This is a genomic window from Lentzea sp. NPDC005914 (assembly GCF_040629405.1).
Classification (GTDB): domain Bacteria; phylum Actinomycetota; class Actinomycetes; order Mycobacteriales; family Pseudonocardiaceae; genus Lentzea.
This window is the reverse complement of sequence record NZ_JBEXVQ010000012.1, coordinates 170,431-196,976: the sequence shown is the minus strand read 5'-3', so window position 1 is coordinate 196,976 and position 26,546 is coordinate 170,431. Positions and strand designations below refer to the sequence as shown.

Here is a 26,546-nt window from a genome sequence, read left to right as displayed (position 1 = left end):
TGGGTGTTTGTCGTCCACTCTTGCGCCCGTGACGACTTGGCCAACTGGCATGCCGGGGCTCGGCTGGGGTGCCGACTACAACCCCGAGCAGTGGCCCGAACACGTGTGGGCCGATGACGTCGAGTTGATGCGCAGGGCCGGGGTGAACCTGGTCAGCGTGGGTATCTTCAGCTGGGCGAAGATCGAGATCAGCAAGGGTGAGTACCGGTTCGACTGGCTCGACCGCGTGCTCGACCTGCTGCACGCCGGCGGCATCCGCGTCGACCTCGCGACCGCCACCGCCGCGCCCCCTCCGTGGCTGACCACCGAGTACCCCGAGATGCTGCCCGTCCGCGCGGACGGCGTGCGGCTCTCGCACGGCTCGCGGCAGGCCTACTGCCCGTCGTCGCCCATCTACCGCGACCGTGCAACTGCGCTCGCTGCCGAGATGGCCTCGCACTACCGCGACCACCCGGCGCTGGCCGCGTGGCACGTCGGCAACGAGTACGCGTGCCACGTGCAGCGCTGCTACTGCGACACGTGCGCGGCGTCGTTCCGCGAGTGGCTGGCGGCCCGCTACACGCTCGACCAGGTGAACGACGCGTGGTCCACGGCGTTCTGGAGCCAGGGCTACACGGACTGGTCGCAGATCCTGCCGCCGCGTGTCACGCCGACGTTCCAGAACCCCGGCCACGTGCTCGACTACGACCGGTTCTCCGACGACGCGATCCTCGAGCTGTACAAGGCCGAGCGCGACGTGCTGCGGATGATCACGCCGTCGGTGCCGATCACCACGAACTTCATGGTCAACTGGACCTTCGGCGCGCTGGACTACTGGAAGTGGGCGCGCGAGGTCGACTTCGTCTCCAACGACCACTACACCGAGGCCCAGTCGCCGGACCGGCACGTCGAGCTCGCGATGTCCGCGGACCTGGTGCGCGGCCTGGCGGGCGGCAAGCCGTGGCTGCTGATGGAGCACTCGACGTCCGCGGTGAACTGGCAGTCGCGCAACATCGCCAAGCTGCCGGGCGAGATGCGGCGGCACTCGTTCCAGCACATCGCCCGCGGCGCGGACGGAGCCCTGTTCTTCCAGTGGCGGCAGTCGCGCGGTGGCAGCGAGCGCTTCCACTCGGCGATGGTGCCGCACGCCGGAACCGACACGAAGGTGTACCGCGAGGTGTGCCAGGTCGGGGCCGAGCTCGGGCAGTTGTCCGATGTTGTCGGTTCCACTGTGGACGCCTCGGTCGCGGTCCTCTACGACTGGCAGTCGCAGTGGGCGTTGAAGCAGAACGCGCACCCGACCGGGGACTTCCACTACTTCCAGCACGTCTTCGGCTACTACAAGGCGCTGTGGGAAGCCGGGGTGACAGTCGACTTCGTCGCGCCGGGCACGAACCTCTCCGCGTACTCGATGGTCGTCGTGCCGGCGTTCTACACGGTGTCCGACGCGCACGCCGCGGTGATCGCGGACTACGTGGCAGGCGGCGGTCATGTCGTTGTCACGTACTTGTCTGGTGTTGCCGACGAACACACGCGGGTGCGGCTGGACGGTTACCCCGGCGCGTTCCGCGATGTGCTCGGCGTGTGGTCGGAGGAGTTCTTCCCGCTGCGGCAAGGCGAAACCGTGTCGTTGACCGACGGCTCGACGGCCTCGCTGTGGACGGAACATCTGCACGTCAGGACCGCTGACATCGTTGCCTCCTACGCGGACGGGCCGTTGCCGGGCGTGCCCGCGGTGACACGCAACGGGTTCGGCAGCGGTGTCGCGTGGTACGTGGCGTGCGATCTCGATGGGAGCGGTCTCCGCCGAACGGTGGAAAACGCGCTTTCCAGTGCGGGCGTTGATGTGTCGCCTTCCGGGATTGAGCTTGTGAGGCGGAAGGGCGACGTATCGTGGCTCTTCGCCGTCAACCACACCGACACCGACGCGCAGATCGACGCGTCCGGTGTCGACGTGTTGTCCGGCACGCAGGTCTCCGGACGCCTCACCGTGCGAGCCGGGGACGTCGTCGTCCTCAGGGAAGAGGTGTGAGGTGCTCGCACGTCAACGGCAAGCGGTGATCCTGGAAGAGGTCAAGCGGACTGGCGCGGTGCGCGTGAGCGACCTGGTCGTCCGGCTCGGCGTCTCCGACATGACCGTGCGCCGCGACCTCGACGTGCTCGCCTCGCGTGGCCTGGTGGAGAAGGTCTACGGCGGTGCGACGTCCGTCGTCGGGCGCTCGACCGACGAGCCCGGGTTCGAGGCCAAGTCGGTCCGTCAGCTGCCCGAGAAGGAAGCGATCGCCGCGCTGGCCGCGGGACTCGTGCGTCCCGGGACGGCCATCGGGCTGTCGGCGGGCACGACGACGTGGACGTTGGCGCGGTTCCTCGACGACATCCCGGACCTGACCGTCGTGACGAACTCCATCCGCGTGGCGGACGTGCTGCAGCAGAGCGGGCGCACGGACCGCACGGTCGTGCTGACCGGTGGCGTGCGCACGCCGTCCGACGCGCTGGTGGGCCCCGTGGCCGTGCAGGCGTTGCGGTCGCTGCACCTGGACGTGGTGTTCCTGGGCGTGCACGGCATGGCCGAGCGTTCCGGCTTCACCACCCCGAACCTCAACGAGAGTGAAACGGACCGCGCGCTCGTCGACGCCGCCGGACGCGTGGTCGTGGTCGCGGACCACACGAAGTGGGGCACCGTGGGCATTTCCACGATCGCCGACCTCGACGAGGCGCACGTGCTGGTGACCGACGAGGGTCTGCCGGACGACGCACGCGCGATCCTCACCGAGCAGGTCGGTGAGTTGGTTCTGGCACATGTACCAGGAAGCGGCGAGGAGTTGGCGTGAGGCGTACCGCGGGGAAGCTGGCGGACGGCCGGGAGATCATCTACTTCGACGACAGCGCTGAGGCGCCACCGAGAGTCGCGGTGGACACACGGGATCTTCCCGTGACGCAGCCGATGTCCGAGGTGCGGCTGGACCCGTTGACCCGCGAATGGGTGGCTCTCGCCGCTCATCGTCAGACGCGGACGTACAAACCGCCGGCGGACCTGTGCCCGCTGTGCCCGTCGACGCCCGGCCGGCCGACGGAGATTCCCGAGGCCGAGTACGACGTCGTGGTCTTCGAGAACCGGTTTCCCTCGCTGGCGCAGAACGTTCCGGACGTCCCGTCCACTGTGGATGGTGAGCCGCTGTTCGTGCGCGCGCCGGGGCGTGGGCGTTGTGAGGTCGTGTGCTTCACGTCCGACCACAACAAGTCGTTCGGCGAGCTTTCGCCATCGCGCGTGCGGACCGTCGTCGACGCGTGGGCCGACCGCGTCGAGTACCTGTCCTCGTTGCCCGGCGTCGAGCAGGTCTTCCCGTTCGAGAACCGCGGTGAAGAGATCGGCGTGACGCTCTCGCACCCGCACGGCCAGATCTACGCGTACCCGTTCGTGACGCCTCGCACCGAACGGATGCTCGAAGCCGCGCTGGAGTACTACGCGGCGCACGGTCGCCCGTTGTTCGGTGACGTGCTGGAGGCCGAGCTGCGCGCGGGCGCGCGTGTGGTGGAGGAGTCTCCGCACTGGGTGGCGTTCGTGCCTGCTGCCGCGCGCTGGCCCGTCGAGGTCGTGCTGGCGCCACGTCGTCAGGTCGCGGACCTGGCCGGTCTGTCCTCTGTGGAGCGCGACGACTTCGCCGCGTTGTACCTGAACGTGTTGCACCGGCTGGACGCCTTGTACAACCGGCCGTTGCCGTACATCGCGGCGTGGCACCAGGCGCCGGTGAACGTCGGCCGTGACGAGCTGTGGCTGCACCTCCAGGTCTTCTCGGTGCTGCGGACCGCCGACAAGCTGAAGTACCTCGCGGGCTCCGAGTCCGGCGAGGCCGTGTGGATCAACGACGTGACGCCGGAGCAGATCGCGGAGCGCCTGCGCACGCGCTGAGAACCCTCACAGAGCTCCAAGGCTGGTCTAAGGGTTCTCTCAGGACGGGCCGAGAGACTATGCCCATGACCGAGAGCAACCAGCCAGCGCAGCAGCCGGACCAGCCCCACTCCGTGCCGCCGAACGCCGGTCACAGCGACTCCGGCGCGCGGGAGCAGGGCCCGCGGACGCCGGATCCCGGCCAGCCGGATCCTTTGCAGGGGGGATCCGGCCAGGCTGGGGCTCACGGGGCCCCCGCGGGCCTGGGTGACGTGCCCGCCTCCTTCTCTTCGGCCCAGCCGCAGGTTCCCTCACCTGACGCGGGCCAGGCGCAGCTCGGCGGGTCCGGACCCGGCCAGCAGCTACCTCCGACCGGGTCCGGCCAACTTCCCCCGGGCCACCCCCTCGGCCTGGGGGCGACCACCTCCCAGTTCGGCGCTGAGCCGCACGCTGGGCCGCCCACCACGGGCCAGTACTACCTCCCGCCCGGCTACCAGCCTCCGCCCGTTCCCGCGCGCCCCAAGGGCCGTGGAAAGGTCGTGGCAGGCGTCGCGGCCCTGGTGCTGCTCGTCGGCGGCCTCTCCGGCGGTCTCGGCGGCTACCTGGGCTACACGTTCGCCAACGAGTCGTCCGCGGTCAGCTCTCTCGACACGCCCCGCCCGGCCTCGCAGACCAGCAACACCCCGGCGGGCTCGGTCGAGGACGTGGCGAACAAGCTGCTGCCGTCCGTCGTCCAGATCCAGGTCGTGACGCGGACCGGCGCCGGTGAGGGTTCCGGCTTCGTCATCTCCAGCAACGGCCAGATCGTGACGAACAACCACGTCATCGAGGGCGCCGCGAACGGAGGCCAGATCAAGGTCGTCTTCCAGGACGGCAAGACGGCCACCGGCAAGATCCTCGGCCGCGACCCGAGCTCCGACATCGCCGTCATCCAGGCCGACGGCGTGTCCGGCCTGCCCGTGGTCACGCTGGGCAACTCGGGTGACATGAAGATCGGCCAGGGCGTCGTCGCGATCGGCTCGCCCTTCGAGCTCTCCGGCACCGTCACGTCCGGCATCGTCTCGTCGCTCAACCGCCCGGTCTCGGCCGGTGGCGACGCCCGCAACTCGCAGGCGACCGTGCTGAACGCGATCCAGACCGACGCCGCGATCAACCCCGGCAACTCGGGTGGCCCGCTGGTGAACATGCAGGGCCAGGTCGTGGGCATCAACTCCGCGATCTACAGCCCGAACCAGTCCGGCGGCCAGGCGGGCTCGGTCGGCATCGGCTTCGCGATCCCGATGGACCAGGCTCGCCGCACGGTCGACGAGATCGTGAAGTCCGGAAAGCCCAAGCAGACCGTGCTCGGCGTGAAGGTCGAGTCGACCGACGAGGGCGCCAAGATCTCCGAGATCACGCCTGGTGGCGCCGCCGAGAAGGCCGGGCTGAAGGCCGGCGACGTGATCACCAAGTTCGGTGACCGGCGGATCGACGAGTCGGACACGCTGGTGGCCGCGGTCCGGTCCAAGGCACCCGGCGACAAGGTCACGATCACGCTGTCCGACAACAGGACCGTGGAAGCCACCCTTGACGGCGTCGAGGTGCAGTAGGACGGGGGGTACGTCCGGGTTCTGGCATCCGCCGCCCGCCAGAACCCGGACGTGTGGACCCCTGCAGGGGCCGTAGCTGTGCACACCTGCCCCGTGCGCAGTTACGGCCCCTTCTTACGTGCTGGTGACGGTTGCGAGCCGTGGGCGCGCACGTGGCATAGCTTGGTGACGTGGTGGAACGGGTGTTGGTCGTCGACGACGACACGACGGTGCGGGACGTGGTGCGCCGCTACCTCGAACACGCCGGGTACGAGGTCGAGCTCGCCGGCGACGGGGAGACGGCGCTGCGGCTGATGGGCTCGCACGAGCCGGACATCGTCGTGCTGGACCTGATGCTGCCCGGCATCGACGGGCTCGAGGTGTGCCGGCGGATCCGGGCGCGCAGCAGCACGCCGGTCGTGATGCTGACCGCGCTGGGCGAGGAAGAGGACCGGATCGCGGGGCTGCAGATCGGCGCGGACGACTACGTCACGAAGCCGTTCAGCCCGCGTGAGCTGGCGTTGCGGGTGTCGTCGGTGTTGCGGCGGGCGAACAAGGCCTACGAGCCGCGGGTGGTGCGCGACGGGGACCTGGTGCTCGACGTGGCCGCGCACACGGCGACGCTGGACGACGTGCCCCTGCAGCTGACGACCCGCGAGTTCGACCTGCTGGCGTTCTTCATCTCGAACGCGGGCCGTGCGTTCGGGCGGGCCGAGCTGCTGGAGCGGGTGTGGGGCTGGCAGTTCGGCGACCAGTCGACCGTGACCGTCCACGTGCGACGGTTGCGCGAGAAGATCGAGAAGGACCCCGCGAAACCTCAGCGGCTCAGCACCGTGTGGGGCGTGGGCTACAGGTATGACCGATGTTCGATCGACTGAGCCGCGTCTCGCTCACCACCGTCATGACCGTCATGGTCATCGTGCCGGTGGTGGCGACCATCGGCGGCATCGTCGTGGTCAGCGGGTTCATGTTCACGCCCATGCTGAGCGCCGCTTTGGTGGCGTGCGCGGTGGTGGGTGTGATCACCGTGCCGTTCTCGATCATGCTGGGCCGGGCGATCGCGCGGCGGACCATGTGGGAGCGCGAGGCCGAGGCGGCGCGGCGGCAGCTCGTGGCGTGGATCAGCCACGACCTGCGGACGCCGCTGGCCGGGATCCGGGCGATGACCGAGGCGCTGGAGGACGGGGTCGTCTCCGAGCCCGGTGAGGTGGCGGTCTACGCGAAGCAGATCGCGCAGGAGGCCGACCACCTGTCGAAGCTGGTGGACGACCTGTTCCAGCTGTCGCGGATCACCGCGGGCGCGTTGAACCTGACGCTGCACGACGTTCAGCTCGCGGACGTCGTGAGCGACGTGGTCGCCGCGTCGCGTCCGGTCGCTCAGCTCAAGGGTGTGCAGTTGCGCGCGGACGCTCGTGAATGGCCGGTCGTGCGGGGGTCGGATCCGGAACTGATGCGTGTCGTGCGCAACCTTGTGTCGAACGCCATTCGCCACACACCGGAAGGCGGCAGGGTCGCCGTCCAGGTCGATGTGGACGGAGCCGAGGCCGTGGTGCGGGTGGACGACGCGTGCGGCGGCATACCCGATGACGTGCTGCCACACGTGTTCGACGTCGGGTTCCGCGGCAGTGCGGCCCGCAATCCGACCGGTGCCGGACTGGGCCTGGCGATCGCGCGCGGCCTGGTCGACGCGCACGACGGGACCATCGGAGCCCAGAACCACGGTCCTGGCTGCCGCTTCGAAGTCCGACTCCCGCTACGGTGATCGGTATGGAACGCAGCGCGCAGCGCCTTGGCCGCGCTTTGGTCGTGATCGTGGACGACCGGGTGGCGCACGGCGAGCAGGACGACAACTCCGGCCCTCTCGTCACCGAACTACTCGAAGAAGCGGGCTTCATCGTCGACGGCACCGTCGCGGTCGAGGGTGAGGTGGTCGACATCCGGGCCGCGCTCAACACGGCCGTCATCGGTGGCGTCGACCTCGTGGTCACCGTGGGCGGCACAGGCGTGTCCCCGCGCGACGTCACCCCCGACGCCACGCAGGGCGTGCTCGACCGTCCGATCCACGGCATCGCCGAGGCGCTCCGAGCCTCCGGTCTCGCCGCGGGCGCGGTCGACGCGGGCATCTCGCGCGGCCTCGTCGGGGTTTCCGGCAGCACTTTGGTCGTCAACCTCGCCGGGTCGCGGTCCGCGGTCCGCGACGGCATGGCGACGCTGTCGGCACTGGTGCCCTACGTCATCGAGCAGTTGAGCGGACTTGACGAAGAGTGACTCGCCGAAGCCGGCCGACGACGACGCTGCTGTGAAGCGCCGTCGCCGGCTGGCGGAGGTGTTCGGCGACGTTCTCCCGGAGACGACGTCGGACGAGCGGGGCTCCGCCGCCCCGGAAGGCGATCGTGATGCCTGGTACGTGGAGAACCGGCCGCCCCATCACGGGGGATGACCCCAAGCGCAAGGCCTCGACGGCGACCATCCTGCTGCTGCCGGAAGACGAGGCCGCGCTGCAGGCCGCCATCGTCACCGCGTATCCCGGCGTACGACTCATCGACGCGTACGCACCGTGGCCGGGCATGACGACGTCCAAGCCGCCGGTGCGCGCCTCCGTGCTCGACATCGAGCGCAGGGCCCCGCTGTGGGACCCGGAGATCCATCCGCGGCTGCCCCAGCCCAGGTTCAGCGGCCTCGCCGTGCGCTCCCCCCAGGCGGGCCGCGTGGTGCAGTGGCGCCGCAGCCGGTGCCTGGACGACGGCGTCCTCACCAGTGGCATGTTCCTCGCGGTGACGTGGGACGGCATGGACCCGCGGATGGTCACGCTGATGAGCGTGGTCTGGCGGGCGCTGCTGCGGGCCACGAGCAACTACCTCGTGCGGTGGATCGAAGGCACGGGCCAGGAACAGATCTCGCCCAGCTACCGCGTCGGGCATCACGCGCTCGCGGCTGCTCGGGAGGGCCGGATCTGCCTGAACGACAGCGACCCGAAGTGGCGGTTGCACCCGCCGAGCCAGGAGAAGGCGCGCGGGGCCGTGATCTAGCGAAGCGCGCTGGGGCCTGTGAGCTCGGGCTGGGGAGCCGGTTGCAGGGGCGAGAAGGCGCGCGGCAGTGCGTCCGCCAGGGCGCCCAGGGCTGCGATCTGGCGAGGCGAGCCTCGTGGGGCGGGCCTGCAGGTTCGAGCTGGGGGGCCGCTTGCCGGAGCGAGAAGGCGCGGTAGTTGCACCCGCTCGACGTGGGCAACGCGTGCGGGGCCTGTGATCTGGCGAAGCGCACGTTGTGGGGGCCGGGCGTGTGGGCTCGGGCGTGGGGACTCGCTTGACGGAGCGCGACTGACGGCCGTAGCCATCGGAGACCGCACCCGCCGGGCCAGGACGAGCGCGCGGGCCGTGCTGTGACGAGCCGCGCGCCCTGTCCGGCTGGTTCGAGCTAGATCTTCGGGCCGCGCACGTCGGTCGACTGCACCACCGTCTGCTGGTTCTTCTGAGCCGTGAGCAGGTCGCGGATCTCGATGAGCAGCTCGACGTCGGTCGGCTCGGCCGGGCCCGCCTCCTCGCCCTTCTTGCGGCGCTCCTGGATCTTCTTGATCGGCAGCACCAGCACGAAGTACACGACCGCCGCCACGATCACGAAGTTGATGATGGCGTTGATCAGCGTGCTGAGGTCGATGAACGTGGACTTTTCCAGCTCCGGCGTGCTGGACCTCAACGAGAAGCCGAGTCCCTCGGTCTCGGTGCTGCCGAGACTGTTGATCATCGGCTTGATGATGCTCGTGGTGAACGCGGTGACGATCGCGGTGAACGCCGTGCCGATGACCACGGCCACGGCCAGGTCGACGACGTTTCCGCGCATCAGGAAGTCCTTGAAACCCTTCAGCATCAGCGGAGAGTAACGGCTAACGCGTGATCCAGTGATAGCGCGGCCACGCGAGTTGCATTAAGTCTCGGCAACGTCAGCACAACGACCTGTCCTCGCGTCTCGCGCACGGATGCGTTCTCCGCCAGCACTTCGGCCGATGGCGACACCACGTCGACCCGGTCGCCCATCCGCACCACGCCGGCCAGGCCCTGGTCAGCCACCCGCACGGCGACGGAAGCCAGATCGGAGGAAGCTGAAGCGAGATCGAAGTCCGTCAGCGGGACCCCCGCACGCGTCGCCTCGCTCAACGTCCGGCCCACCACCGCGTCGACGCCCGGGAACGAACCCGGGACAGGGCCCGGAAAAGACACCAGCCGGAGGTCGGAAGCCGACAGCGCGGCACCGGCCGGCAGGTCGCGCGAGGCGACGACGGCGGGATGGCCCACGTCGGGCCAGAAGAGCGTCGAAGCGGCTAGCAGGACCAGGCCGAGAGCCAGAAACCGGCGCCACGCAACAGAAGGACGGCGGCGCAGCAGTGCACGGACCCGGTCGAACCGCGTGCTGGAAAGAGTCATGCCCCCGACCGTAGGGCCGTCGGGGGCATGGCAAACCGGGCTCACGCCCAAGTTGTGGACAACTCGCGATCTTCAGGAAGCCGCGGCCGCCGGAGCACTCGTCGACGGCTTCGAGGACGACTTCGTGTCCGACGACGACTTCGTGTCCGAAGAAGTCGTGGCAGCGGCGGGTGTCGTGCTCTTGGACGCGCCGGAGCGGCTGTCCGTGCGGTAGAAACCGCTGCCCTTGAAGACGACACCGACGGCGCCGAAGAGCTTGCGCAGCTTGCCCGAGCACTCGGGGCACTCGGTGAGGGAGGCGTCGCTGAACGACTGCACAGCCTCGAACCGGTGCTCACACGCGGTGCAGGCGTACTGGTACGTAGGCACTGTGTTCGCTCCTAGATCTGGCACTCGGGCGTTGTGAGTGCCAACACGATTTTCGCTCAGATCCTTCCCTAAGTGCAAACACCCCGGCTCAAAGTCACAGCCATCGCAGGCCCACCGACGGGGTCAGCACACCGTTCATCCGCACGTCGTGAGGCTCGGAAGGCACGTCAGCGAGCACCTCGGCATCCCGCACGACAGCCACCAGCGGGGCGTTGACCAGCGGCAACGACCGGTCGTAGTGCCCCTGCCCCTTCCCGAGCCGCACCCCGGACACCGACACCGCCAGCGCCGGAACCAGCACCAGTGCCGCTCCAGCGACGGCCGAGGCACCGAGCCGCGGCCCGGAGGGTTCGAGCAGCCCGAACGCGGCCGGGACGAGCCCGGCAGGTCCGGTGTGGACGGCCCAGTCGAGCGGCGAGTCGCCCGTCACGATCGGCAGCAGCACCCGGCACCGCAGCCCGTCCAGCCACGACGGCGAGCCGGGCTCCGACCCGACCGGTAGGAACGCGCACACCGTCTGATCAGGCCGAACGTCCAAAGCAGCCACGTGTGCCGCCAGTGCCGCCGCCTCCACGGCACGGTCCTCAGCAGAAACCGCACGCCGCGCGCTCAGCAACCGTGAACGCAGTGTGGCCTTCCGGTCACGAAGATCGGACGTCATGTCGGGTATCCCTCGGTATGTCGTTAGCATCGCTGCCCATGAGCAGCGCCTTCCACACCGCTATCGTGCCCGCGGCCGGTCTGGGCACCCGTTTCCTCCCCACGACCAAGGCCGTGCCGAAGGAATTGCTGCCGCTCGTCGACACCCCCGCCATCGAGTACGTGGCGCGGGAGGCGGCGGAGGCGGGCGCGACGAAGCTGGTCATCGTGACCTCGCCGACGAAGGCGTCGGTCGCGAACTACTTCGACCCCGACCCCGAGCTCGAGCAGTCGCTGACCGCCAAGGGCAAGGCCGACCTGGTCGAGAAGATCCAGCGCGCCCCGAAGCTGATCAAGGCCGAGACCGCGATCCAGGAGCAGGCGCTCGGCCTGGGCCACGCGGTCGGGTGCGCCGAGGGCAACCTGACCGGCGACGACGAGGCCGTCGCGGTGCTGCTGCCGGACGACATCGTCCTGCCCACCGACGCGCTCAAGAAGATGGCGAAGGTCCGCGAGGAGAAGGGCGGCAGCGTCCTGCTGGCGTTCGACATCCCGCGCGAGCAGATCTCCGCGTACGGCGTGTTCGACGTCCGCGACACCGGCAACGACGACGTCAAGCAGGTCGTCGGCATGGTCGAGAAGCCCAAGCCGGAGGACGCGCCGTCGACGTTCGCCGCGGCCGGCCGCTACCTCCTCGACCGGGCGATCTTCGACGCTCTCAAGCGCATCACGCCTGGTGCCGGCGGCGAGCTGCAGCTCACGGACGCCATCGCGCTGCTGATCAACGAGGGGCACCCGGTGCACGTCGTGGTGCACCGCGGCGAGCGACACGATCTCGGCAATCCCGCCGGATTCCTGCGGGCTGCGGTTGACTTCGCACTCAAGACCCCGGAGTACGGACCCGATCTGCGCGAGTGGTTGCGGGAACGCCTCGACAACTCCTGAGCGCTAGGACCAATCACATGAGGTCAGTGGACGAGCAGCTCGCTCGGGTGATCGCGGCCGCGGTGCGGCCCGCGCCCGTGCGGGTGGCGATCTCGGAGTCGCAGGGCCTGCTCTGCGCCGAGGAGGTCGTGGCGGAACGCGCGTTGCCCGGCTTCGACCAGGCCGCCGTCGACGGCTACGCGGTGCGCAGCGTCGACGTGTCCGGCGCGAACGCGAGCCCCGTGCAGCTGCCGGTCGTGGGCGAGATCCCGGCCGGCTCCCGGCAGCCGCGGCGCCTGCAGCCCGGCCAGGCCGTGCGGGTCGCGACCGGTGCGCCGCTGCCCACGCTGGCCGACGCGGTCGTGCCGCTCGGCTACACCGACGGCCACCACGCCAAGGTGACGGTCAACCGCAGCGTGCCGTCCGCCGGGTTCGTCCGCCGCACCGGCGAGGACGTCCAGACGGGCGACGTCGCCGTGCGTCGCGGCGCGTCCATCGGTGCTGCTCAGGTGGGTCTGCTGGCCGCCGTCGGCCGCAACAAGGTGCTCGTCCACCCGCGCCCGCGGGTGTCCGTGATCTCGCTCGGCGAGGAGCTCGTCGACGTCGACCGCACGCCCGGTCAGGGTCAGGTCTACGACGTGAACTCGTACGCGCTGGCCGCCGCCGCACGCGACGCGGGGGCCGAAGTCAGCCGGGTCGGCATCATGTCCGCCGACCCGCGCCGGCTGCGCGAGGTCGTCGAGGGCCGGCTGCTGCTCTCCGAGATCGTCGTCATCGCCGGCGGCGTGGGCGGCGCGATCGGCGACGAGGTCAAGGCGGCGCTCGCCGACCTCGGCGACATGGACGTCACCCGCATCGCCATTCATCCCGGCTCCGCGCAGGGCTTCGGGCGGCTCGGCCCGGACGCCGTGCCGACGTTCCTGCTGCCCGCGAACCCGATGAGCGCGCTCGTGGTGTTCGAGGTGCTGGTCAGGCCCCTGATCAGGGCCGCGCTGGGCAAGAAGAACCCGTACCGCAGGGCTGTCAGCGCACGGCTGCTGTCCCCGCTGCAGTCGACGAAGGGCCGCCGCGGCTTCCTGCGCGGCCAGCTGCTGCGCGACGCGGACAACGGCGAGTACCTGGTGCAGCCGCTCGGCACGTCCGGGGCGCACCTGCTCGCGTCACTGGCGGAGGCCAACTGCCTGATCATGGTCGATGAGGACGTCACGGAGGTCTCGGTCGGCGAAGAGGTGCTGGTCAGCTTCCTGGCGCAGCGTGGATGAGCGTTTTCGCGGACCTCGGCAGGCACCCCGGCTGGCCCGTCCGGCTGGGGCCCGTCGAGGTGCGCGCGGGAACCGTCGAGCTGCGCGGACCCCGGCTCTTCGACGGTTCCAAGTGGTCCCGGCTGCGGATTCGTGACCGCGAGTACCTGGAGAAGTGGGAACCCACAGCGGCCGAGGGCTGGGAGGAGCGCAACGCGACCCTCTCCTGGCCCGCGCAGTGGTCCTCGCTGCGCTCCATGGCCCGGCGCGGCACCACGCTGCCGTTCATGATCATGGTGAACGGCGAAGTCGCCGGTCAGATCACCGTCGGCAACATCGTGCGCGGCTCACTGCTGTCGGCCTGGATCGGCTACTGGGTAGCCGCTGATCGGGCGGGCGGTGGCGTCGCAACGGCCGCCGTGGCCTTGCTCACGGATCACGCTTTCCGCGCCGCTGGTCTGCACCGGCTAGAAGCCACGGTCCGTCCCGAGAACGCCGCCTCACTTCGCGTGCTCGCGAAATCCGGGTATCGCGAGGAAGGCCTCTTCAAGCGTTATCTGGATGTTGCCGGCCAGTGGCGCGACCACCTCTGTTTCGCGCTCACCGTCGAAGAGGTCCCGGATGGCCTAGTGCGCCGTTTGGTCGCACGCGGAGAGGCCCGTCTTCCCTGACGTTTGCGTCCATTTGTTCTAATCGCTTCACCCAAAAGTGGGTGATACACCACACTTTGGTACGCACCGAGTTCGGCGAGCCTCCGACACAGGTGTGACTGTTGTGACTAGCGTGGTGAAAGCACCACGCGTGGGCCGGGGGAGGTGAACGGGGAATGCCGAGTTCGCTGATCATCGTTGCGCTGGTCGTGGCGTGGCTGGTCGTCCTCGTCCCCATGATGGCCCGCAAGCGCCAGGAGAGTGCGCGCAGCGTGGGGGAGGAGTACGACGCCATGCCTGATGCCGAGTACGACGACATCCACGACATCGACGACGACTACTTCGACGAGGAGGAGTACGTCGAGCGCCCGTTCCGGCGCGGCCGTGGTGGCTACGACCCCGAGACCGCCGCCCTCGTGGCGCAGGCGAAGTACGCGTTCCGGCGCAGAGTCGTCGCGTTCCTGCTGTTCGCCGCCATCGCTTCCGGTGTCGTGGCCGGGGTGTTCTACACCCCGCTCTGGTACGGCCACGCCGCGATCGACCTGCTCCTCGTGGGCTACCTGACCTACCTGCGCCGGCAGGTGCGGATCGAAGAGGAGATCCGCGCACGCCGGCTCGCCAGGCTGCAGCAGGTGCGTCGCCGCCGTGCGACGGGCTCGCAGGTGCAGCAGGGCGACGAGGCTCCCGCTGTTGCGACTCCGGCGGTGCCGGTCGGCGCGGCTGTCGAGATGGCCGAGACCACCGAGGTCCAGGTCATCGACGACAAGCCCGCGCTACCACCGTTGCCGCGCTTCGAGTACCAGGTGCGTCCGGGGACCATTCCGGTCGACTCTGACGACGAGGACCCGGTCTTCGTCGAGTTAGAGGGACTCGAGTCGCTGCGGTACCGAGGTGCTGTCGGGGCGTAGTGGGGGTGGTGAAAACACCCCCGCTGGGACTGCTATAGTTCTCTCGTAACACCGCAAGGGGCTGTAGCACAGTTGGTAGCGCGTCTCGTTCGCATCGAGAAGGTCAGGGGTTCGATTCCCCTCAGCTCCACGTTCGTTCCTCGGGGCGAGTTGTGTTCACGGAAAACGTGAACCGGCTCGCCCCGAAGTGTTTTCTGGGGGCCGAGCCCCCAGACCCCACGCCGGGGGCAAGCCCCCGGACCCGCCGTGGTCTTGTTCGGCGGTAAGGGTTCTTATGCTGTGGCGTTAGGTCCAGCAAAGTACTAAATGCACGAACTCCCAGGCGGCGTAGTTTTGCGCGAGGCCGACGACGAGGTGTGCCATGGCGTTTCAGCGAGGTCGAGAGGTGGCTGCTCCCCTCGAACTGCCGCAAGGGTCCTGGTGGGACTGGGACGTGGTCTCGTGCAGCGCAGGGGAGTTGCGGCTGGGCGCCGGACATGACCTGACGTACCACCACGGTCTGGAGTTGGTGTTCCAGGACCCGGTGCTCGTCCAGTGCCCGACTTCCTTCCAGGACCCCGTGTTCCGTGCGCCGACGCCCGACGAGATGCAGGCGGTGGCCAGGCAGTTCGGTGAAGCGCCGCAGCTCCTGGTCGCATTCGAGGCCGACGCCGGTGGATCGGAACCGGCCACGTGCCTGGTGGCGGCCGGCAGCGTGGAAGTGCTTCAGGCGACGGTCTTTCGCTACTGGCGCGGTGACCTGGAACCGGGGCAGCGCCACGCGCCGTGGGTGCGTCCTCCGGAACATCAGTAGCCGGCGCGTGACCGTGCCCGCTGGTCCCTGAAAGATCTTGAACCCGGTGGGCAACCGGTTGGCGCTTGTGGCGTCTTTGGGGTGTAAGTAATTGGGGGAAGTTCTTTTCTGGGGGAATAGAGCCATGTTGAAGCGCGCCTTCTTTGTCATGCCCGCCCTCGGTTTCGGGTTGGCCGCACTCGTCGGTTGTTCGACCGCCATGCCGGATGCCGCGCCCGTGCCGATTACCACGTCTACCAGCAGTTCCGCGGCCGCGCCCACGTCGTCCAACGCGGTGGCGGAGAAGCCTCAGGCGGTGGCGGAAAAGCCGGTGGTGGAAAAGCGCGAATGTGCGATCAATCCGGCCGACGCGCAGGTGCCGGCGGCCGAGCCGTACTCGACGTTGCCCGCCGCGTACGGCGTTCAAATCAAGATCGCGGGTGTTCCTGAGGTGGTGAAGGCGGGCAAGCCGGTGGAGGTCGAGGTGACCTTGTGCAACAACTCGCCGGCGGCGTACCCGAAGGCCGGCCTGGTGTTCGGGCTTTCCCACTGCGGTTGTGCGAGCGGGCCGGTGCACATGCCGACGGTCACCGCTCAGCGGTTCGACGCTGCCCGCGGCTCGTGGGTCGAGTTGGAGCACCCCGCGGCGGGCACCGGGATGGACTACCTCGACACGTCCACGAACCAGCAGCCGCTGCCCAAGGGCAAGTCGGTGACCGTGCGGTACCGCTTCACGCTCGACAAGAGCATGGGCGACGGCGACGGCGGCATCTTCGCCGCGGCGGTGACTCCGGACGGTCCTGTGAAGATCTCCGAGGTCAGCGTGCCGTTCGCGGTGCGGCACTGAGTGGTCCGATGTGGACGTTCTGTGAAGACCGCGAAGATCTGGTGAAAACGCGTTCTGCGGTGGTCGTCCGGCCCGATACCTTGTGCGCGTGAAGAACCTTGGGGGATTCAAAGCGGTATTCGTGGCGGCGGCAGCACTTGCCGCCGTCAGTTGCACCACTGGGGACCAGCAGCCGTCTTCGGGCGCGCAGGAGAAGCATTTCGACGTCACCGGGTTCGGCAAGCTGAAGCCCGGCATGTCGAGGCAGGAAGCGCTCGCCACCGGTGACCTCGCGGCCACGGGTGCGGGCAAGTCCGGCAACTGCGAGGACTTCCGGTATCAGGGCGCACCGGCGCCGGACGCTCAGGAGCTCGCCGCGGCGAACGAGGTGGAGCAGAAGCTCGCGGCCGCGCAGAAGGCCGCGGACGAGGCGGAAGCCGCCGTTGGGCCCGCACCGGCGGCGGACGCGGGCGCTGCGGCGTTCGCGGCCCACGCGCAGAAGCTCGCGGCGTCCGCTGAACTGGGGGCCAAGGCGACCGAGCTGGTCGCCGAGTCCACGAAGTACATCGCCAAGCGGGCCGAGGCACGTGAGGCCAACGGTGGCGTGCAGTTCGCCGGGGACAAGATCCGGATGATCCTGCCGCCGCCGGGTGCCACCACGGCCAAGAACATCGGCAAGGGCGCCACGCTGGACCAGGTCAAGGCCGCCTACCCGAACGCCAAGGAGGCGGACGACAAGGGCTACGACGTGCCGGTGCCTGACCAGCAGGGTGTCGTGCTGAGCTTCCACTTCACCGGTGACAAGCTCGACGTGTTCATGCTGTTCAACAGCGAGGTCAAGTGCGGCTGACCTGAGCCGGACCGGGCCGCCCGCAGTAATGTGGGCGGCCCTTTCGTCTATATACCGGCCGTAAGCCAGTTCGGCTCCCGAAAGGCTGTGCCCATGAGCGACGCGCCGCAGGACAAAGTCACCGTCCTGTCCGCTGAGGCCCTCGAGCAGATGAAGTCGTTCCCGCTGCACGGCGACGAACGGCTGCTGAACAAGCTCCTGTGGAAGTCTCCCAACGGCGACACCATCGTCGGTCTCATCCAGATGGCACCGGGTGCGCGCGATGTCGGCCACAACCACCCGTCGGCGACGCAGCACACGTGGGTCATCAACGGCACGGTGAGCATCGGCGGCGTTGAGGCGGGCGCGGGTTCGTACGCGTTCGTGCCGCCGGGTGTCGACCACGAGACCGTTGCGGGTGATGAGCCCGTGACGATGTTCTACATCTACCAACCGTTTGCGCCCGAGCACGACCACGATCATCACGACCACTGAGTACGTCGAGCTGCGTAGCCGGGATACCGGTCGCGACTGACGACCCGCCCGGTCGAGCGGAGCACGCTTCGTCGCATGGACAACAGGGTTGCGGCGAAGGTGACGGTGTCGGCGTTGCTGGTGGCGACGGCCGGCGTGATTGCTCAGATCGTGGCGGGCGTGGACTTCCCGCCGGTACCGCCTGTCTTCTTCATCCAGCTGGTACCGGCGGCGTTCGTCTACTTCGGACGGTGGCGGTGGACGCCCGCGCTGGCCGTGGTGGCGGGGCTGTTCCTGACGGCGGGGCTGTTCGCGAGCGGAGAGGTCGCACGGCTCGTCGACACCGGTCTGCCGGGCGGGGTGGGCGGCTCGATCGGGCTGTGGGTGCAGATGGTCGCGGTGGTCGTCGCGACGGTGTCGGCGGGCGTGGCGCTGGTGCGGCGATGATCGCGGTCTGGACGTGCCGGGTGCTCGGGGTGCTCTTCACGATCGCTGGGGTGGTGACGTTCGTCGCCGGTGACAGCGGGGACTTCGCGCACAACACCATTCATCTCGTGTCGGGGATCGCGGCGCTCGGCTTTGGTTTGACGAGGTGGGCACGGGCGTTCGCCGTGGTGTTCGGCGGTGCGTACCTGATGCTCGGGGTGACCGGGCTGGCGTTGGGGGAGCTGCACGCCGGGCCGTTGCACCTGATGACGGGTGACCACGTGTTCCACGTCGTGCTCGGCTCGGGAGTGCTCGCCGCGGGTCTTCTTTCGCGGACCCGACAGGTCTTCGCGAGGACAACCCGTTCGGGGTAGCGCAGCGGAATCCAGGGGAAACCCCAGTTCAGAGCCCGTAGCGTGGAAGCGCTCCCGGGCTCTCTGTCCGACTGCTGTCGCCCGTGTGAAGAACAGTGCACGAAAGGCGAACCCGTCCTCGGCATCATCGAGAGACATGCGGGTTTTGCGTAGAACAGTGGCAGTGATGGCGATCGGAGCGCTGCTCGGCGGTGGGGTGGCCCAGGCGGAGCCACAGCTCCTCGAGATCCAGAGTCTCGACGGGCGCGGCAACAACCGCGCCCACCCGGACTGGGGGACGGTCGGCGAGGCGTACTCCCGGATCGCTCCCACGAGGTACGCGGACGGCGTCGGGCAGCCGGTGGCCGGGCCGAACGCGCGGTACGTCAGCAACCGGATCTTCGCGGACGGCAGGCAGAACTTCCTGTCGGACCGCGGCGTCAGCCAGTGGGCGCAGGTGTGGGCGCAGTTCATGGACCACACGTTCGGCCTGCGCGAGGACACCGCGACGGACGCCTCGATCCCGTGGGACAACGACGCGCCGATGGAGCACGTGCGCAACGACCTCGGCTCGATCCCCATGCGGCGCAGCGGTGTCGTGGACGGCGTCACGCCGCACGAGCAGAAGAACATCGTCAGCTCGTACCTCGACGGCTGGGCGGTGTACGGCGGCACCCAGGACCGGCTGAACTGGTTGCGCGACGGTGCGAAGTTGTTGATGCCAGGCAACATGCTGCCACGTCGCCAGGCGCGCGGCGGCGACGGTTCGGACGCGCCGGTCATGACCGGGCCGTTCGGGGCGATCACGACCGGCACCGGCGTCGTCGCGGGTGACATGCGGGCCAACGAGAACGCCACGATCACCGCCGTGCAGACGCTGTTCGCCCGTGAGCACAACAGGATCGTCGACAGGCTGCCCTCGCACCTGTCCGACGAGGAGAAGTTCCAGATCGCGCGCAAGGTCGTGATCGCGGAGCAGCAGTGGATCACCTACAACGAGTTCCTGCCCGCGATGGGCGTGAAGCTGGCGCCGTACCGCGGCTACCGGCCCGACGTGCGGACCAGCCTGGCCAACGAGTTCGCGACCGTCGGCTACCGCTCGCACAGCATGGTGCGCGGTGACTTCAAGATCGTGACCCAGGCCTCCCGGTACACCCCGCAGCAGCTGGAAACGTTGCGCGGCAGGGGAATGAGCGTGGCGGTCACCGGCGAGAAGGTCGAGATCGGGATTCTGCCGCGCCTGCTGCCGTTCAACCCGGACCTGGTCGACGAGGTGCAGATCGGCCCGTTGCTGCAGAGCTTCGGCCTGCAGTCCGAGAACCGCAACGACGAGGTCGTGGACGAGGACACGTTGCGCAGCATCATCTTCCTCATCCCCGGCTGCGTGCCGCGCTGCCTGACCGCGGTGATCGACGTGTCCGCGCTCGACGTGGAACGCGGCCGCGACCACGGCATCGCCGCCTACAACGACCTCCGCCGCGCGTACGGACTCGCGCCGAAGCCGTCGTTCCGCGCGATCTCCGGCGAGGCCACCGAGTCGTTCCCCGCCGACCCGGAGCTCACGCCCGGCGACGAGATCAACGACCCGGACAGCCTCGACTACGTGCGGCCCGGCGTCCGGCGCACGACCACGGCCGCACGCCTCAAAGCCGTCTACGGCGATGTGAACGGCCTCGACGCGATCGTCGGGATGATGGCCGAGCCGCGCCTGCCCGGCAGCGAGTTCGGCGAGCTCCAGCACGCCATCTGGAAGAGGCAGTTCGAGGCCCTGCGCGACGGTGACCGCTTCTTCTACGCCAACGACCCGGCCCTGCGCGTGATCAAGGCCCGCTACGGCCTCGACCACCGCCGGACCCTCGGCGACCTCATCGCCGCCAACACCGACGTCCACCGCGGCGATCTGGCGTACGACGTGTTCCGCACTCACCCATCTGTGGGGTGAAGTTCGGTGAGGAACGCGGCGGCCCGCAATAGTTTTCTCTGTGTGAGAACAGTGGCCGCCGCGTTATTACTCGGGGCCGTCACCTCAGGCGGAGCAGCGGCGTCGACCGCACCTCCGTCCGCGAGGTGCGCGGCCGCCCGTCCCGTAGTGACCTCGACCGACACAGCAGTAGAAGCGCGCGTTCTCACCGGCTGCACGGCCGGTGAGCTCGTCGTGTTCCGCGCGGCCTTCGTGGCCAGAGCCCACGGCACCTCCTGCACCGCGGTCGCCGAGGAGCTCGAAGCCGACCCGGCCGACGTGCCCCAGTGGGTTCGCGCCCGCCTGGAACTGGTCTGCGCGCCCAGTGAGAAGGGCCTGCTCGGCTCGCAGATCACCGTGGAGATGTTCGGCCCCCAGGACGCCCACGTCGCCACGTACGGCTTCGGCGACACCTTCCACGAGCCCAACCCCGCCGCGCGGCACCTGTGGACCGTCGACTACCTCGTCGGTCTTGGTGACCTGCCGGTGGCGGCGGATCCTGCCGTGAGGTCGTCGAGCGGGACGGCGGGCGAGGGCGGCTCACGGGCGCAGGCGGACCACGAGGTCTACGACGGCTGAACCCGTCTGGCGACGCGGAAGATCCGACGGATGTCGGCGCGCATGTACGGGTGTTGCCGGCACAGCCGCCGCACCGCCCCGCGCCGTCCCCACCAGCCCAGCCGCGGGCTGATCAACAGGGCGAACCGCACGAGTTCGGCCGCGTCCTTGCCGTCCCACGTCGCCGACATCGCCAGGTCGGCCAGGTGCCGGAGCAGGTGCGGGCCGAACCTGTCGTCGTTCAGCACGTGCTCGAGCAGAGCCGCCACCGCTTGCGGGTGCTGGGTGCTGAGCGTTTCGGACAGCTCCCGGGACTGCACGTAGAAGCCGGTGACCCACAGCCCGAGTCCGAGCGCGACCCGGTTCAGCCCGGTTCGGCTGTACTTCCGCGCCGCCCAGGACACCGCGGTGGTGAGCGCCATCTCGCGGGTGTCCGGGTTCACCAGCAGGGGCAACATGCCCGCCACCACGGCGTTCTGGGGCGTGAAAGCCGATGACTTGCCGATCTCGGTGAACATCTTCAGCACGACGTGGGGCGGCCTGTGCGGCGCGGGGGTCGCGTAGACCAGAGCGACCGTCGACAGCCGATACGCGTTCTTCTTCTCCACCCACTCCCGCATCGCCTGTTCGGCCGGGCCTCGCATGCGGGCGTTCTCGGTGAGACGCACGAGCGCCGCGACGGCAACCGTGCGGCGGCTGTTCTTCCGCTGGGACGCGAGATGTTCGACGAGCGCGAGGGGCACGCGGGCCGGCACGGTCGTGACGATCGTGTAGATCGCCCTGGCGACCGCGTCCCGTGCCTCTTCCGAGGTGTCGTCGCACATCCAGTCGCGCAGGATGTCCCGTGCGGCCGGGTACTGCTGCCACACGTGGGTGAAGACGGCAGCGGCCCAGTCCTGCCGGTCGAATCGGATCGTCTCCTCGGTCTGGCCCTCGATCGTGGGGTGCTTGCGGATCTCCGTGGTCGCCGCGATGTCGCGCAGCAGCTTGATCTTCGGCTGTTCCAGCAGACCGCGTGGCCGCAGGTTGCGGTCGAGCGGCAGCCCCGCCTCGCGGATCCGTTCGTCGAGCTCCCAGCCGCGGCGCAGCACGTGTTCGTAGGGGTGGTTCTCCAGCAACGCCACCGCGAACGAGTACGCGTGCCCTCGGACGTCCAGCTTCTCGAACCAGCGCGCGACCGCGTCGGTGGCTTCCTCCTGCAGCTTGGTGAGGGCGTCGGCCAGGTCGAGCTTCTTCTCGTGCACCTGGACGGCGAGACGTGCCGCGAACATGGCCTTGTCCGGCGACGCACCCTCCAGCGCGGGTGCGAGGTCTTCCTTGAGCACCTGCAGCAGCGCCTCGTCCACGTCCTCGCGGAGCCGCAGCGATGCCTGCGCGACCTCGACGGGTGCCGGTGCCTCCAGGACGAACGCGTGGCTCGCGGCGGCGGCCGGTGCCTGCTCGCGGTGGTCGAGGAGGACGACGAGCAGGCAGTTCGCCTGCCGCACCAGGTGAAGCCCCTGGGTGAAGGCCCAGTCCGTGATCGGCCGGTCGTTCGTGCCGCTGACGTCCAGCAGGTATCCGGCGCCCTCCTCCAGCTCATCGGGCTGAAGACGGTCGAGCGGCCGGGCGCGGTTGAGGTAGGCGAAGGTCTTCAGGCCGAGCTCGCAGGTGAGCAGCCGGCGTGCGGCGTGTGTGCGCCCGGTGTTCTTTCCGCACAACACGACCACTTTGTTCGTTTGCAGTGCGAGAAGCGCCGACGCGAAACCGGTCGGGGCGACGAAGAGGTCCTTCGCTTCCCGGATCTCCTCCGGTGAGGCGTAGCGGGCCAGGAGCTCGGCTTCGGGCTCGGCCTTGGAGGTGCCGTAGAAGTGGGCGCCACCGTTGACCGCCTGAGTCTGGAGGCCGTGGTTGTTGCCCCGGATCTCGTTGGTGGGGAGGTAGATGGGCTCATCCGGAGACGGCGACGCGGCGTCCTTGTCCTCGCTCTCGCTCACTTCTTGCGGCCCCCGTAGTAGTTCACGCCGCCGTTGACCGTGCCCGCCTGGATGCCGCCGTGCATGTTCCCGCGCACGATGTTCTGCACGCCCGCGACGGGTTGAGGCGTGGGCGCGGGGTTCGTGAACCCGGTAAGGGTGCGCGGGTCGAAGCCCGGCACGCGCACCCACGCCTCGTGCCGGTACTCCTTGTGCGCCACGGGAAGTGAGGCGAAGTCGCTGCGCCGGGCCACCCGCGTGTGGTCGCCGCTGAACGCCGTGTCGAGGGCTTCGGAGGAGACGATCAGCGCGGTGTTGGCGGTGTCCTCGGTGCCTTCGTCGTGGCAGCGCTTGATGAGGTCCTTGAACTCCGGCGCGTCCAGCAGCCGGGTGTGGGTGATGCGGGCGCGGTGGAAGCCGTCCTCGCCCACCGGGCCGACGTGCACGGCGACGCGGAGGCGTACTTCTGGCTTGTGCCAACGGTTGTGCTCGGTCGTGAGCTGGTCGAGCAGGACGGCGGCGTCGAGGACCGCGCCCAGCTGGCCGCTCGGCAGCACCATCAGCGCGCCATCGCCCGGTGACTCCAGCGACAGCACGTCGTCCGGGGTGATCCCGCTCTTGGTCAGGGCGGCGCCGACCAGCTTCATGATCGTGGTGGGGACGGCGTTCATCAGGTAGCCGGGGAGCTGGGCCGAGCCGATGACGTCGACGCCGAGCAACGCGCGGTGCTGCGGGACGGGGTTCACTCGCTGCCTCCAACTCTGCGGAAGACAGCGAGTTTGACCGTTCGGGCGGATTCGGTCACCCGGAAAACAGGGGCAACTCGTGGTCAGTTCGTGCCATCCGTGCTGGCAATGAAATGGCCGAGGCGGTCAGGTGCGGGCAGCCGGTACCAGAGCCGGCCGGTGACCAGCAGACCACGAGAGCGCAGCACGTGCAGGAACGGTTCGACGGTCTTCACCGACATCGCGACGGCGTGTGCCACGTCCAGCTGGCTGACGCCGCGCAGTTCCAGGCCGGAACCGACCTGGACGCCGTGCTCGCGTGCCCACGACAGCAGGCACATCGCGACACGCGGGGCACCGGTGCGCATGTGCCGCATCTGGTTCTCGTCGGCGTTGCGCTGCCGTTTGCGCCAGGTCTCCTCGATCAGCCGCCGGACGTCCGCGTCGTCGTCCCGCAGCGCGAGGAAGTGACTGCCCGCCACGTGCAGCGCCGTGCCCGCGACCAGGGCGATCACGTGCGCGCTGCGGGGAGCGCCGCTGGTCACGCCGATCTCGCCGAGCAGGTCGCCTGGGCCGAAGAGGCCGGTGATCGGGTCGCGGGCGTCGGAGGTCGGCAGGACGACCTTGACCAGGCCCGACTCGATCAGCAGGACCTCGTCGCTCTTCGTGCCGGCGGTGATCAGGTGCTGGCCCCGGTGGAACGGGCGCGGCCTCCTGCCGGCGCGCAAGGCCGCGCGCCCCCGGTCGGCCGACGAGTCGTCCATCAGAGGAACTGAACCTTATTAGTGCGTCCGGCCGTGTGGATCTCGTCGCCAGATGTGACGTTGTTCCGCCGTCGACCGACATCAACGGTGATGGCGGCACCGCTCAACAGGACCGAGCACAGAAGCGTTGTAGTGGGCATCGGGGCCGCGATCCTCATGGGCCCACAGCCTGGCAGAGCCGATCGCGACGGAGGTACAACGCAGTGATCATGCAAAGGGTTGCTGTGGCGTCAACCGCAGACCAATCACGCACCGTAAGCTGTCAAGGCGCCTAGGCTGGGGGTGATCGCGGAAGGGGTGGTGTGGGTCGTGGGGCTCGCGGAGTCCTTGCTCACGTGGCTGCACGGCTTCGTGGGCGCGAGTGTCTGCCCCGGTGACTGGGTGTGGACCACCACAGCGCTCGGCGCGGTGCTCGGGTTGTTCCCCACGGTCGGGGCGCTGCTGTCCATCGCGGTGCGCCGGATCGTCGGCAACTCCTACGGCGCGGTGACGGGTGCCATCTTCGCCGTGCTCGGCGTCGCCAGCTGTCTGGTGTTGCCGTGGCTGATCATGCGCGGCACCGTGCAGGGGCTGCAGAACAGGTCGATCTCCGGCTCGGACTCGCTCGACGGCGCCACCTGCTTCGGCCAGCTGCAGCAGGGCGACTACCTGGTCGACAGCACGCCGTCGATCATCGGTGTGATCCAGCGGCCGGTCGCGCAGCCCGTATTCCTCGTCGCCGCGTGCATCACCGTGGCCCTGGCGCTGCTGTGTCTGCTGTTCGTGATGCTGCAGGCCGGGTCGGCGTTCCGGCTCGGGCCGAGCTGGCCGCGCCGCGTCTTCTGGCCGCCGTTCCTGGTGCTGCTCGCAGCCACGTCGGCACTCCCCGTGACCCTGGTGGGCCATGTGCTCCTGGGCTTTCTGCCGATTGCGGTAATCGGCTCAATCGTCGTGCGGATTTTCGGGTTGACTACCGCCATGCTGAACCGCCCCGGCCGCGACCGGTCCCAGGACCGCAACTCGCAGAACCCGCCACCGCAGCCGGTGGCGCGCACGCCGCAGCCCCAGAACAACCAGTTGCCGCAGGGTCAGCCGCAGAAGAAGGCGCCGACCAAGCCGATCACGGCCGCGCAGCACCAGCCGCCGCCGCACCAGCCTTCGCAGCACCAGCCGTCGCAGCACGGCCAGAACCCGCCGCCGTACCAGCCGGCGCAGGTGCCGAAGTACCAGCCCGCGCCGATGAACCGGCCGATGCGCCCGGTCAACCAGCCGCCCGGCCAGTACCCGCCGACCCGCGTCGCCGAGGTCCTGCCGCAGCCCAAGCCCCCGCAGCCGTCCCAGCCCGCCGTCCTCGCCGACACGCCGGGCCCGCTGCCGTTCGGTCCGGGTGCCGCCAACGCCGACGCGCCCGCGCCGGTGCAGAAGTCGGGCAAGGTCTGGAACCCCGGCAACGGCCGGTTCCGCCGCGTCCGCCAGCTCGGCTCCGGCGGGTTCGGCACGGTCTGGCTGGCCGTCGACGAGCAGCTCGACCGCACCGTCGCCGTGAAGCTCGCGCACGCCCCGGACAACGACACCGAGGCGCGCATGCTCCGCGAGGCCCGCGCACTGGCCGCGGTCCGGCACCCCAACTGCGTGCGGGTGTTCGACATCGTCCAGGACCCGGACGGCCTGGCCCTGGTCATGGAGTACATCGAGGGCGCCTCGCTGTCCGAGACGGTGCTGAAGAACGGCCTGATCGACGACAAGCTCGCCGCCCGCCTGTGGCTGAACATGGCCGACGCACTGGCAGCCGCCCACGACCGCGGCGTTCTGCACCGCGACGTGAAGCCGTCCAACGTGATCGTCGACGGCCAGGGCACCGCGCACCTGATCGACTTCGGCATCGCCCGCTCCAAGGGCGACAGCACGCTGACCGCCACCGGCATGATGGTCGGCACCCCGGACTTCCTCGCCCCGGAAACGGCGCGCGGCGAGACGGCCTCCCCGGCGTCGGACTCCTGGCAGCTGGCCGCGACGGTCTCCTACGCGCTGACCGGCCACCCGCCACGCGGCTCCCGCGAGAACCCGATCTCCTCGCTGATGGCCGCAGCCCAGGGCGAACCGATCACCAAGCTGCCGCAGAACAGCGCCCACGCCCGGTTGCTGCTCGCGGCGATGGACCCGGAGCCGGGCCGTCGTCCGACGCTGGCGCAGGTGCGGGGTCAGCTGTCCCAGTACCTCGACCAGGCCGGGATGAGCAAGGAAGGCCCGGTCACGCGGATCATCAGCAAGCCGACGCCGCCGCCCACGAAGCACATGCCGATGTAGGCGCCACTGGTGCTGTGGCCAACGGTCACAGCA

Annotated in this window: 28 protein-coding genes and 1 tRNA gene; 22 read left to right on the top strand and 7 right to left on the bottom strand. The window is 69.3% G+C overall.

Features of this window, described 5'->3' with window-relative positions:
• Positions 1–28: 28 nt before the first annotated feature.
• From ABZ345_RS19485 to ABZ345_RS19450, 8 genes are all read left to right on the top strand, one after another.
• The gene (locus ABZ345_RS19485; protein ID WP_359850167.1) at positions 29–2,011 is read left to right on the top strand and encodes a beta-galactosidase; all 1,983 of its coding nucleotides are present in this window, start codon (positions 29–31) and stop codon (positions 2,009–2,011) included.
• A gap of 1 nt (position 2,012) precedes the next feature.
• Positions 2,013–2,810: a DeoR/GlpR family DNA-binding transcription regulator gene (locus tag ABZ345_RS19480; RefSeq protein ID WP_112270477.1), complete on the top strand. Its 798-nt coding sequence runs from the start codon at positions 2,013–2,015 to the stop codon at positions 2,808–2,810.
• Positions 2,807–3,889 carry a galactose-1-phosphate uridylyltransferase gene (gene galT / locus ABZ345_RS19475; protein ID WP_359850163.1) on the top strand — a complete coding sequence of 361 codons (1,083 nt, stop codon included), beginning with the start codon at positions 2,807–2,809 and terminating at the stop codon, positions 3,887–3,889. Before ABZ345_RS19480 ends, galT begins: the two co-directional genes overlap by 4 nt.
• Before the next feature lie 65 nt (positions 3,890–3,954).
• A complete protein-coding gene (locus ABZ345_RS19470) occupies positions 3,955–5,457 on the top strand; it encodes a trypsin-like peptidase domain-containing protein (RefSeq protein ID WP_359850160.1) in 1,503 nt (500 codons plus the stop codon).
• Positions 5,458–5,627: 170 nt separating this feature from the next.
• Entirely contained in the window at positions 5,628–6,314 is a 687-nt protein-coding gene (locus ABZ345_RS19465; protein WP_359850157.1) for a response regulator transcription factor, read from the top strand.
• The gene (locus ABZ345_RS19460) at positions 6,299–7,198 is read left to right on the top strand and encodes a HAMP domain-containing sensor histidine kinase (RefSeq protein ID WP_359850154.1); all 900 of its coding nucleotides are present in this window, start codon (positions 6,299–6,301) and stop codon (positions 7,196–7,198) included. Before ABZ345_RS19465 ends, ABZ345_RS19460 begins: the two co-directional genes overlap by 16 nt.
• A 5-nt stretch (positions 7,199–7,203) precedes the next feature.
• Positions 7,204–7,704, top strand: a complete 501-nt coding sequence (locus ABZ345_RS19455) for a molybdenum cofactor biosynthesis protein B (protein ID WP_045311897.1) — start codon at positions 7,204–7,206, stop codon at positions 7,702–7,704.
• Positions 7,705–7,832: 128 nt separating this feature from the next.
• Entirely contained in the window at positions 7,833–8,465 is a 633-nt protein-coding gene (locus ABZ345_RS19450; protein ID WP_359850147.1) for a hypothetical protein, read from the top strand.
• Positions 8,466–8,850: 385 nt separating this feature from the next.
• Here the strand turns inward: ABZ345_RS19450 and mscL are convergent, their stop codons facing one another.
• The 4 genes from mscL to ABZ345_RS19430 form a co-directional block, all read right to left on the bottom strand.
• Positions 8,851–9,300, bottom strand: a complete 450-nt coding sequence (mscL, locus tag ABZ345_RS19445; RefSeq protein WP_359850144.1) for a large-conductance mechanosensitive channel protein MscL — start codon at positions 9,298–9,300, stop codon at positions 8,851–8,853.
• Positions 9,300–9,854 carry an SAF domain-containing protein gene (locus ABZ345_RS19440; protein WP_359850141.1) on the bottom strand — a complete coding sequence of 185 codons (555 nt, stop codon included), beginning with the start codon at positions 9,852–9,854 and terminating at the stop codon, positions 9,300–9,302. The genes mscL and ABZ345_RS19440 overlap by 1 nt, the downstream gene beginning before the upstream one ends.
• Positions 9,855–9,926: 72 nt before the next feature.
• On the bottom strand, positions 9,927–10,223 hold the full coding sequence (locus tag ABZ345_RS19435; protein ID WP_359850138.1) for an FmdB family zinc ribbon protein: 297 nt from the start codon (positions 10,221–10,223) through the stop codon (positions 9,927–9,929).
• Positions 10,224–10,317: 94 nt separating this feature from the next.
• Complete coding sequence (locus ABZ345_RS19430) at positions 10,318–10,884, bottom strand: 5-formyltetrahydrofolate cyclo-ligase (RefSeq protein ID WP_359850135.1); 567 nt, start codon at positions 10,882–10,884, stop codon at positions 10,318–10,320.
• A 38-nt stretch (positions 10,885–10,922) separates the two neighbouring features.
• On the opposite strand from ABZ345_RS19430, the gene ABZ345_RS19425 reads away from it, so the two are divergent.
• The 13 genes from ABZ345_RS19425 (at position 10,923) to ABZ345_RS19365 (ending at position 20,804) form a co-directional block, all read left to right on the top strand.
• Positions 10,923–11,807 (top strand): UTP--glucose-1-phosphate uridylyltransferase, encoded by an 885-nt coding sequence (locus ABZ345_RS19425; RefSeq protein ID WP_359850132.1) that lies wholly within the window; start codon positions 10,923–10,925, stop codon positions 11,805–11,807.
• Positions 11,808–11,824: 17 nt separating this feature from the next.
• Complete coding sequence (gene glp / locus ABZ345_RS19420) at positions 11,825–13,048, top strand: gephyrin-like molybdotransferase Glp (protein ID WP_359850129.1); 1,224 nt, start codon at positions 11,825–11,827, stop codon at positions 13,046–13,048.
• Complete coding sequence (locus ABZ345_RS19415; RefSeq protein ID WP_359850126.1) at positions 13,045–13,698, top strand: GNAT family protein; 654 nt, start codon at positions 13,045–13,047, stop codon at positions 13,696–13,698. Before glp ends, ABZ345_RS19415 begins: the two co-directional genes overlap by 4 nt.
• A gap of 155 nt (positions 13,699–13,853) precedes the next feature.
• Positions 13,854–14,585 carry a gephyrin-like molybdotransferase receptor GlpR gene (gene glpR / locus ABZ345_RS19410; protein ID WP_359850124.1) on the top strand — a complete coding sequence of 244 codons (732 nt, stop codon included), beginning with the start codon at positions 13,854–13,856 and terminating at the stop codon, positions 14,583–14,585.
• Positions 14,586–14,642: 57 nt separating this feature from the next.
• Positions 14,643–14,715 (top strand) — tRNA-Ala (locus tag ABZ345_RS19405).
• 255 nt (positions 14,716–14,970) lie between these two features.
• Complete coding sequence (locus tag ABZ345_RS19400) at positions 14,971–15,378, top strand: hypothetical protein (RefSeq protein ID WP_359850121.1); 408 nt, start codon at positions 14,971–14,973, stop codon at positions 15,376–15,378.
• Positions 15,379–15,502: 124 nt separating this feature from the next.
• Positions 15,503–16,204, top strand: a complete 702-nt coding sequence (locus ABZ345_RS19395; RefSeq protein ID WP_359850118.1) for a hypothetical protein — start codon at positions 15,503–15,505, stop codon at positions 16,202–16,204.
• 88 nt (positions 16,205–16,292) lie between these two features.
• On the top strand, positions 16,293–17,033 hold the full coding sequence (locus ABZ345_RS19390) for a hypothetical protein (RefSeq protein WP_359850116.1): 741 nt from the start codon (positions 16,293–16,295) through the stop codon (positions 17,031–17,033).
• Positions 17,034–17,126: 93 nt separating this feature from the next.
• Positions 17,127–17,507 (top strand): cupin domain-containing protein, encoded by a 381-nt coding sequence (locus ABZ345_RS19385; RefSeq protein ID WP_359850114.1) that lies wholly within the window; start codon positions 17,127–17,129, stop codon positions 17,505–17,507.
• Between the two features lie 75 nt (positions 17,508–17,582).
• A complete protein-coding gene (locus ABZ345_RS19380) occupies positions 17,583–17,933 on the top strand; it encodes a hypothetical protein (RefSeq protein ID WP_359850112.1) in 351 nt (116 codons plus the stop codon).
• Positions 17,930–18,286: a DUF4383 domain-containing protein gene (locus ABZ345_RS19375; RefSeq protein WP_359850109.1), complete on the top strand. Its 357-nt coding sequence runs from the start codon at positions 17,930–17,932 to the stop codon at positions 18,284–18,286. Before ABZ345_RS19380 ends, ABZ345_RS19375 begins: the two co-directional genes overlap by 4 nt.
• Before the next feature lie 166 nt (positions 18,287–18,452).
• On the top strand, positions 18,453–20,207 hold the full coding sequence (locus tag ABZ345_RS19370; protein WP_359850106.1) for a peroxidase family protein: 1,755 nt from the start codon (positions 18,453–18,455) through the stop codon (positions 20,205–20,207).
• A gap of 147 nt (positions 20,208–20,354) precedes the next feature.
• Positions 20,355–20,804 carry a hypothetical protein gene (locus ABZ345_RS19365; protein ID WP_359850103.1) on the top strand — a complete coding sequence of 150 codons (450 nt, stop codon included), beginning with the start codon at positions 20,355–20,357 and terminating at the stop codon, positions 20,802–20,804.
• Here the strand turns inward: ABZ345_RS19365 and ABZ345_RS19360 are convergent.
• The 3 genes from ABZ345_RS19360 to ABZ345_RS19350 form a co-directional block, all read right to left on the bottom strand.
• On the bottom strand, positions 20,792–22,759 hold the full coding sequence (locus ABZ345_RS19360; protein WP_359850100.1) for a hypothetical protein: 1,968 nt from the start codon (positions 22,757–22,759) through the stop codon (positions 20,792–20,794). The genes ABZ345_RS19365 and ABZ345_RS19360 overlap by 13 nt on opposite strands.
• The gene (locus ABZ345_RS19355) at positions 22,756–23,484 is read right to left on the bottom strand and encodes a hypothetical protein (RefSeq protein ID WP_359850097.1); all 729 of its coding nucleotides are present in this window, start codon (positions 23,482–23,484) and stop codon (positions 22,756–22,758) included. Before ABZ345_RS19355 ends, ABZ345_RS19360 begins: the two co-directional genes overlap by 4 nt.
• An 83-nt stretch (positions 23,485–23,567) precedes the next feature.
• Complete coding sequence (locus ABZ345_RS19350; protein ID WP_359850094.1) at positions 23,568–24,227, bottom strand: Crp/Fnr family transcriptional regulator; 660 nt, start codon at positions 24,225–24,227, stop codon at positions 23,568–23,570.
• A gap of 282 nt (positions 24,228–24,509) precedes the next feature.
• Between ABZ345_RS19350 and ABZ345_RS19345 the strand changes: the two genes are divergently transcribed.
• Positions 24,510–26,513, top strand: coding sequence for a protein kinase (locus tag ABZ345_RS19345; protein WP_359850091.1), 2,004 nt, complete (start codon positions 24,510–24,512; stop codon positions 26,511–26,513).
• Positions 26,514–26,546: the final 33 nt, after the last annotated feature.

Coding starts and splice junctions, on each gene's coding strand:
- glpR (WP_359850124.1), top strand. CDS start 13,854: ATGCCGAGTTCGCTGATCATCGTTGCGCTGGTCGTGGCGTGGCTGGTC.
- ABZ345_RS19455 (WP_045311897.1), top strand. CDS start 7,204: ATGGAACGCAGCGCGCAGCGCCTTGGCCGCGCTTTGGTCGTGATCGTG.
- ABZ345_RS19450 (WP_359850147.1), top strand. CDS start 7,833: ATGCCTGGTACGTGGAGAACCGGCCGCCCCATCACGGGGGATGACCCC.
- ABZ345_RS19380 (WP_359850112.1), top strand. CDS start 17,583: ATGGACAACAGGGTTGCGGCGAAGGTGACGGTGTCGGCGTTGCTGGTG.
- ABZ345_RS19395 (WP_359850118.1), top strand. CDS start 15,503: ATGTTGAAGCGCGCCTTCTTTGTCATGCCCGCCCTCGGTTTCGGGTTG.
- ABZ345_RS19430 (WP_359850135.1), bottom strand. CDS start 10,884: ATGACGTCCGATCTTCGTGACCGGAAGGCCACACTGCGTTCACGGTTG.
- ABZ345_RS19385 (WP_359850114.1), top strand. CDS start 17,127: ATGAGCGACGCGCCGCAGGACAAAGTCACCGTCCTGTCCGCTGAGGCC.
- ABZ345_RS19375 (WP_359850109.1), top strand. CDS start 17,930: ATGATCGCGGTCTGGACGTGCCGGGTGCTCGGGGTGCTCTTCACGATC.
- ABZ345_RS19440 (WP_359850141.1), bottom strand. CDS start 9,854: ATGACTCTTTCCAGCACGCGGTTCGACCGGGTCCGTGCACTGCTGCGC.
- ABZ345_RS19415 (WP_359850126.1), top strand. CDS start 13,045: ATGAGCGTTTTCGCGGACCTCGGCAGGCACCCCGGCTGGCCCGTCCGG.
- ABZ345_RS19425 (WP_359850132.1), top strand. CDS start 10,923: ATGAGCAGCGCCTTCCACACCGCTATCGTGCCCGCGGCCGGTCTGGGC.
- ABZ345_RS19470 (WP_359850160.1), top strand. CDS start 3,955: ATGACCGAGAGCAACCAGCCAGCGCAGCAGCCGGACCAGCCCCACTCC.
- glp (WP_359850129.1), top strand. CDS start 11,825: ATGAGGTCAGTGGACGAGCAGCTCGCTCGGGTGATCGCGGCCGCGGTG.
- ABZ345_RS19350 (WP_359850094.1), bottom strand. CDS start 24,227: ATGGACGACTCGTCGGCCGACCGGGGGCGCGCGGCCTTGCGCGCCGGC.
- mscL (WP_359850144.1), bottom strand. CDS start 9,300: ATGCTGAAGGGTTTCAAGGACTTCCTGATGCGCGGAAACGTCGTCGAC.
- ABZ345_RS19370 (WP_359850106.1), top strand. CDS start 18,453: ATGGCGATCGGAGCGCTGCTCGGCGGTGGGGTGGCCCAGGCGGAGCCA.
- ABZ345_RS19460 (WP_359850154.1), top strand. CDS start 6,299: ATGTTCGATCGACTGAGCCGCGTCTCGCTCACCACCGTCATGACCGTC.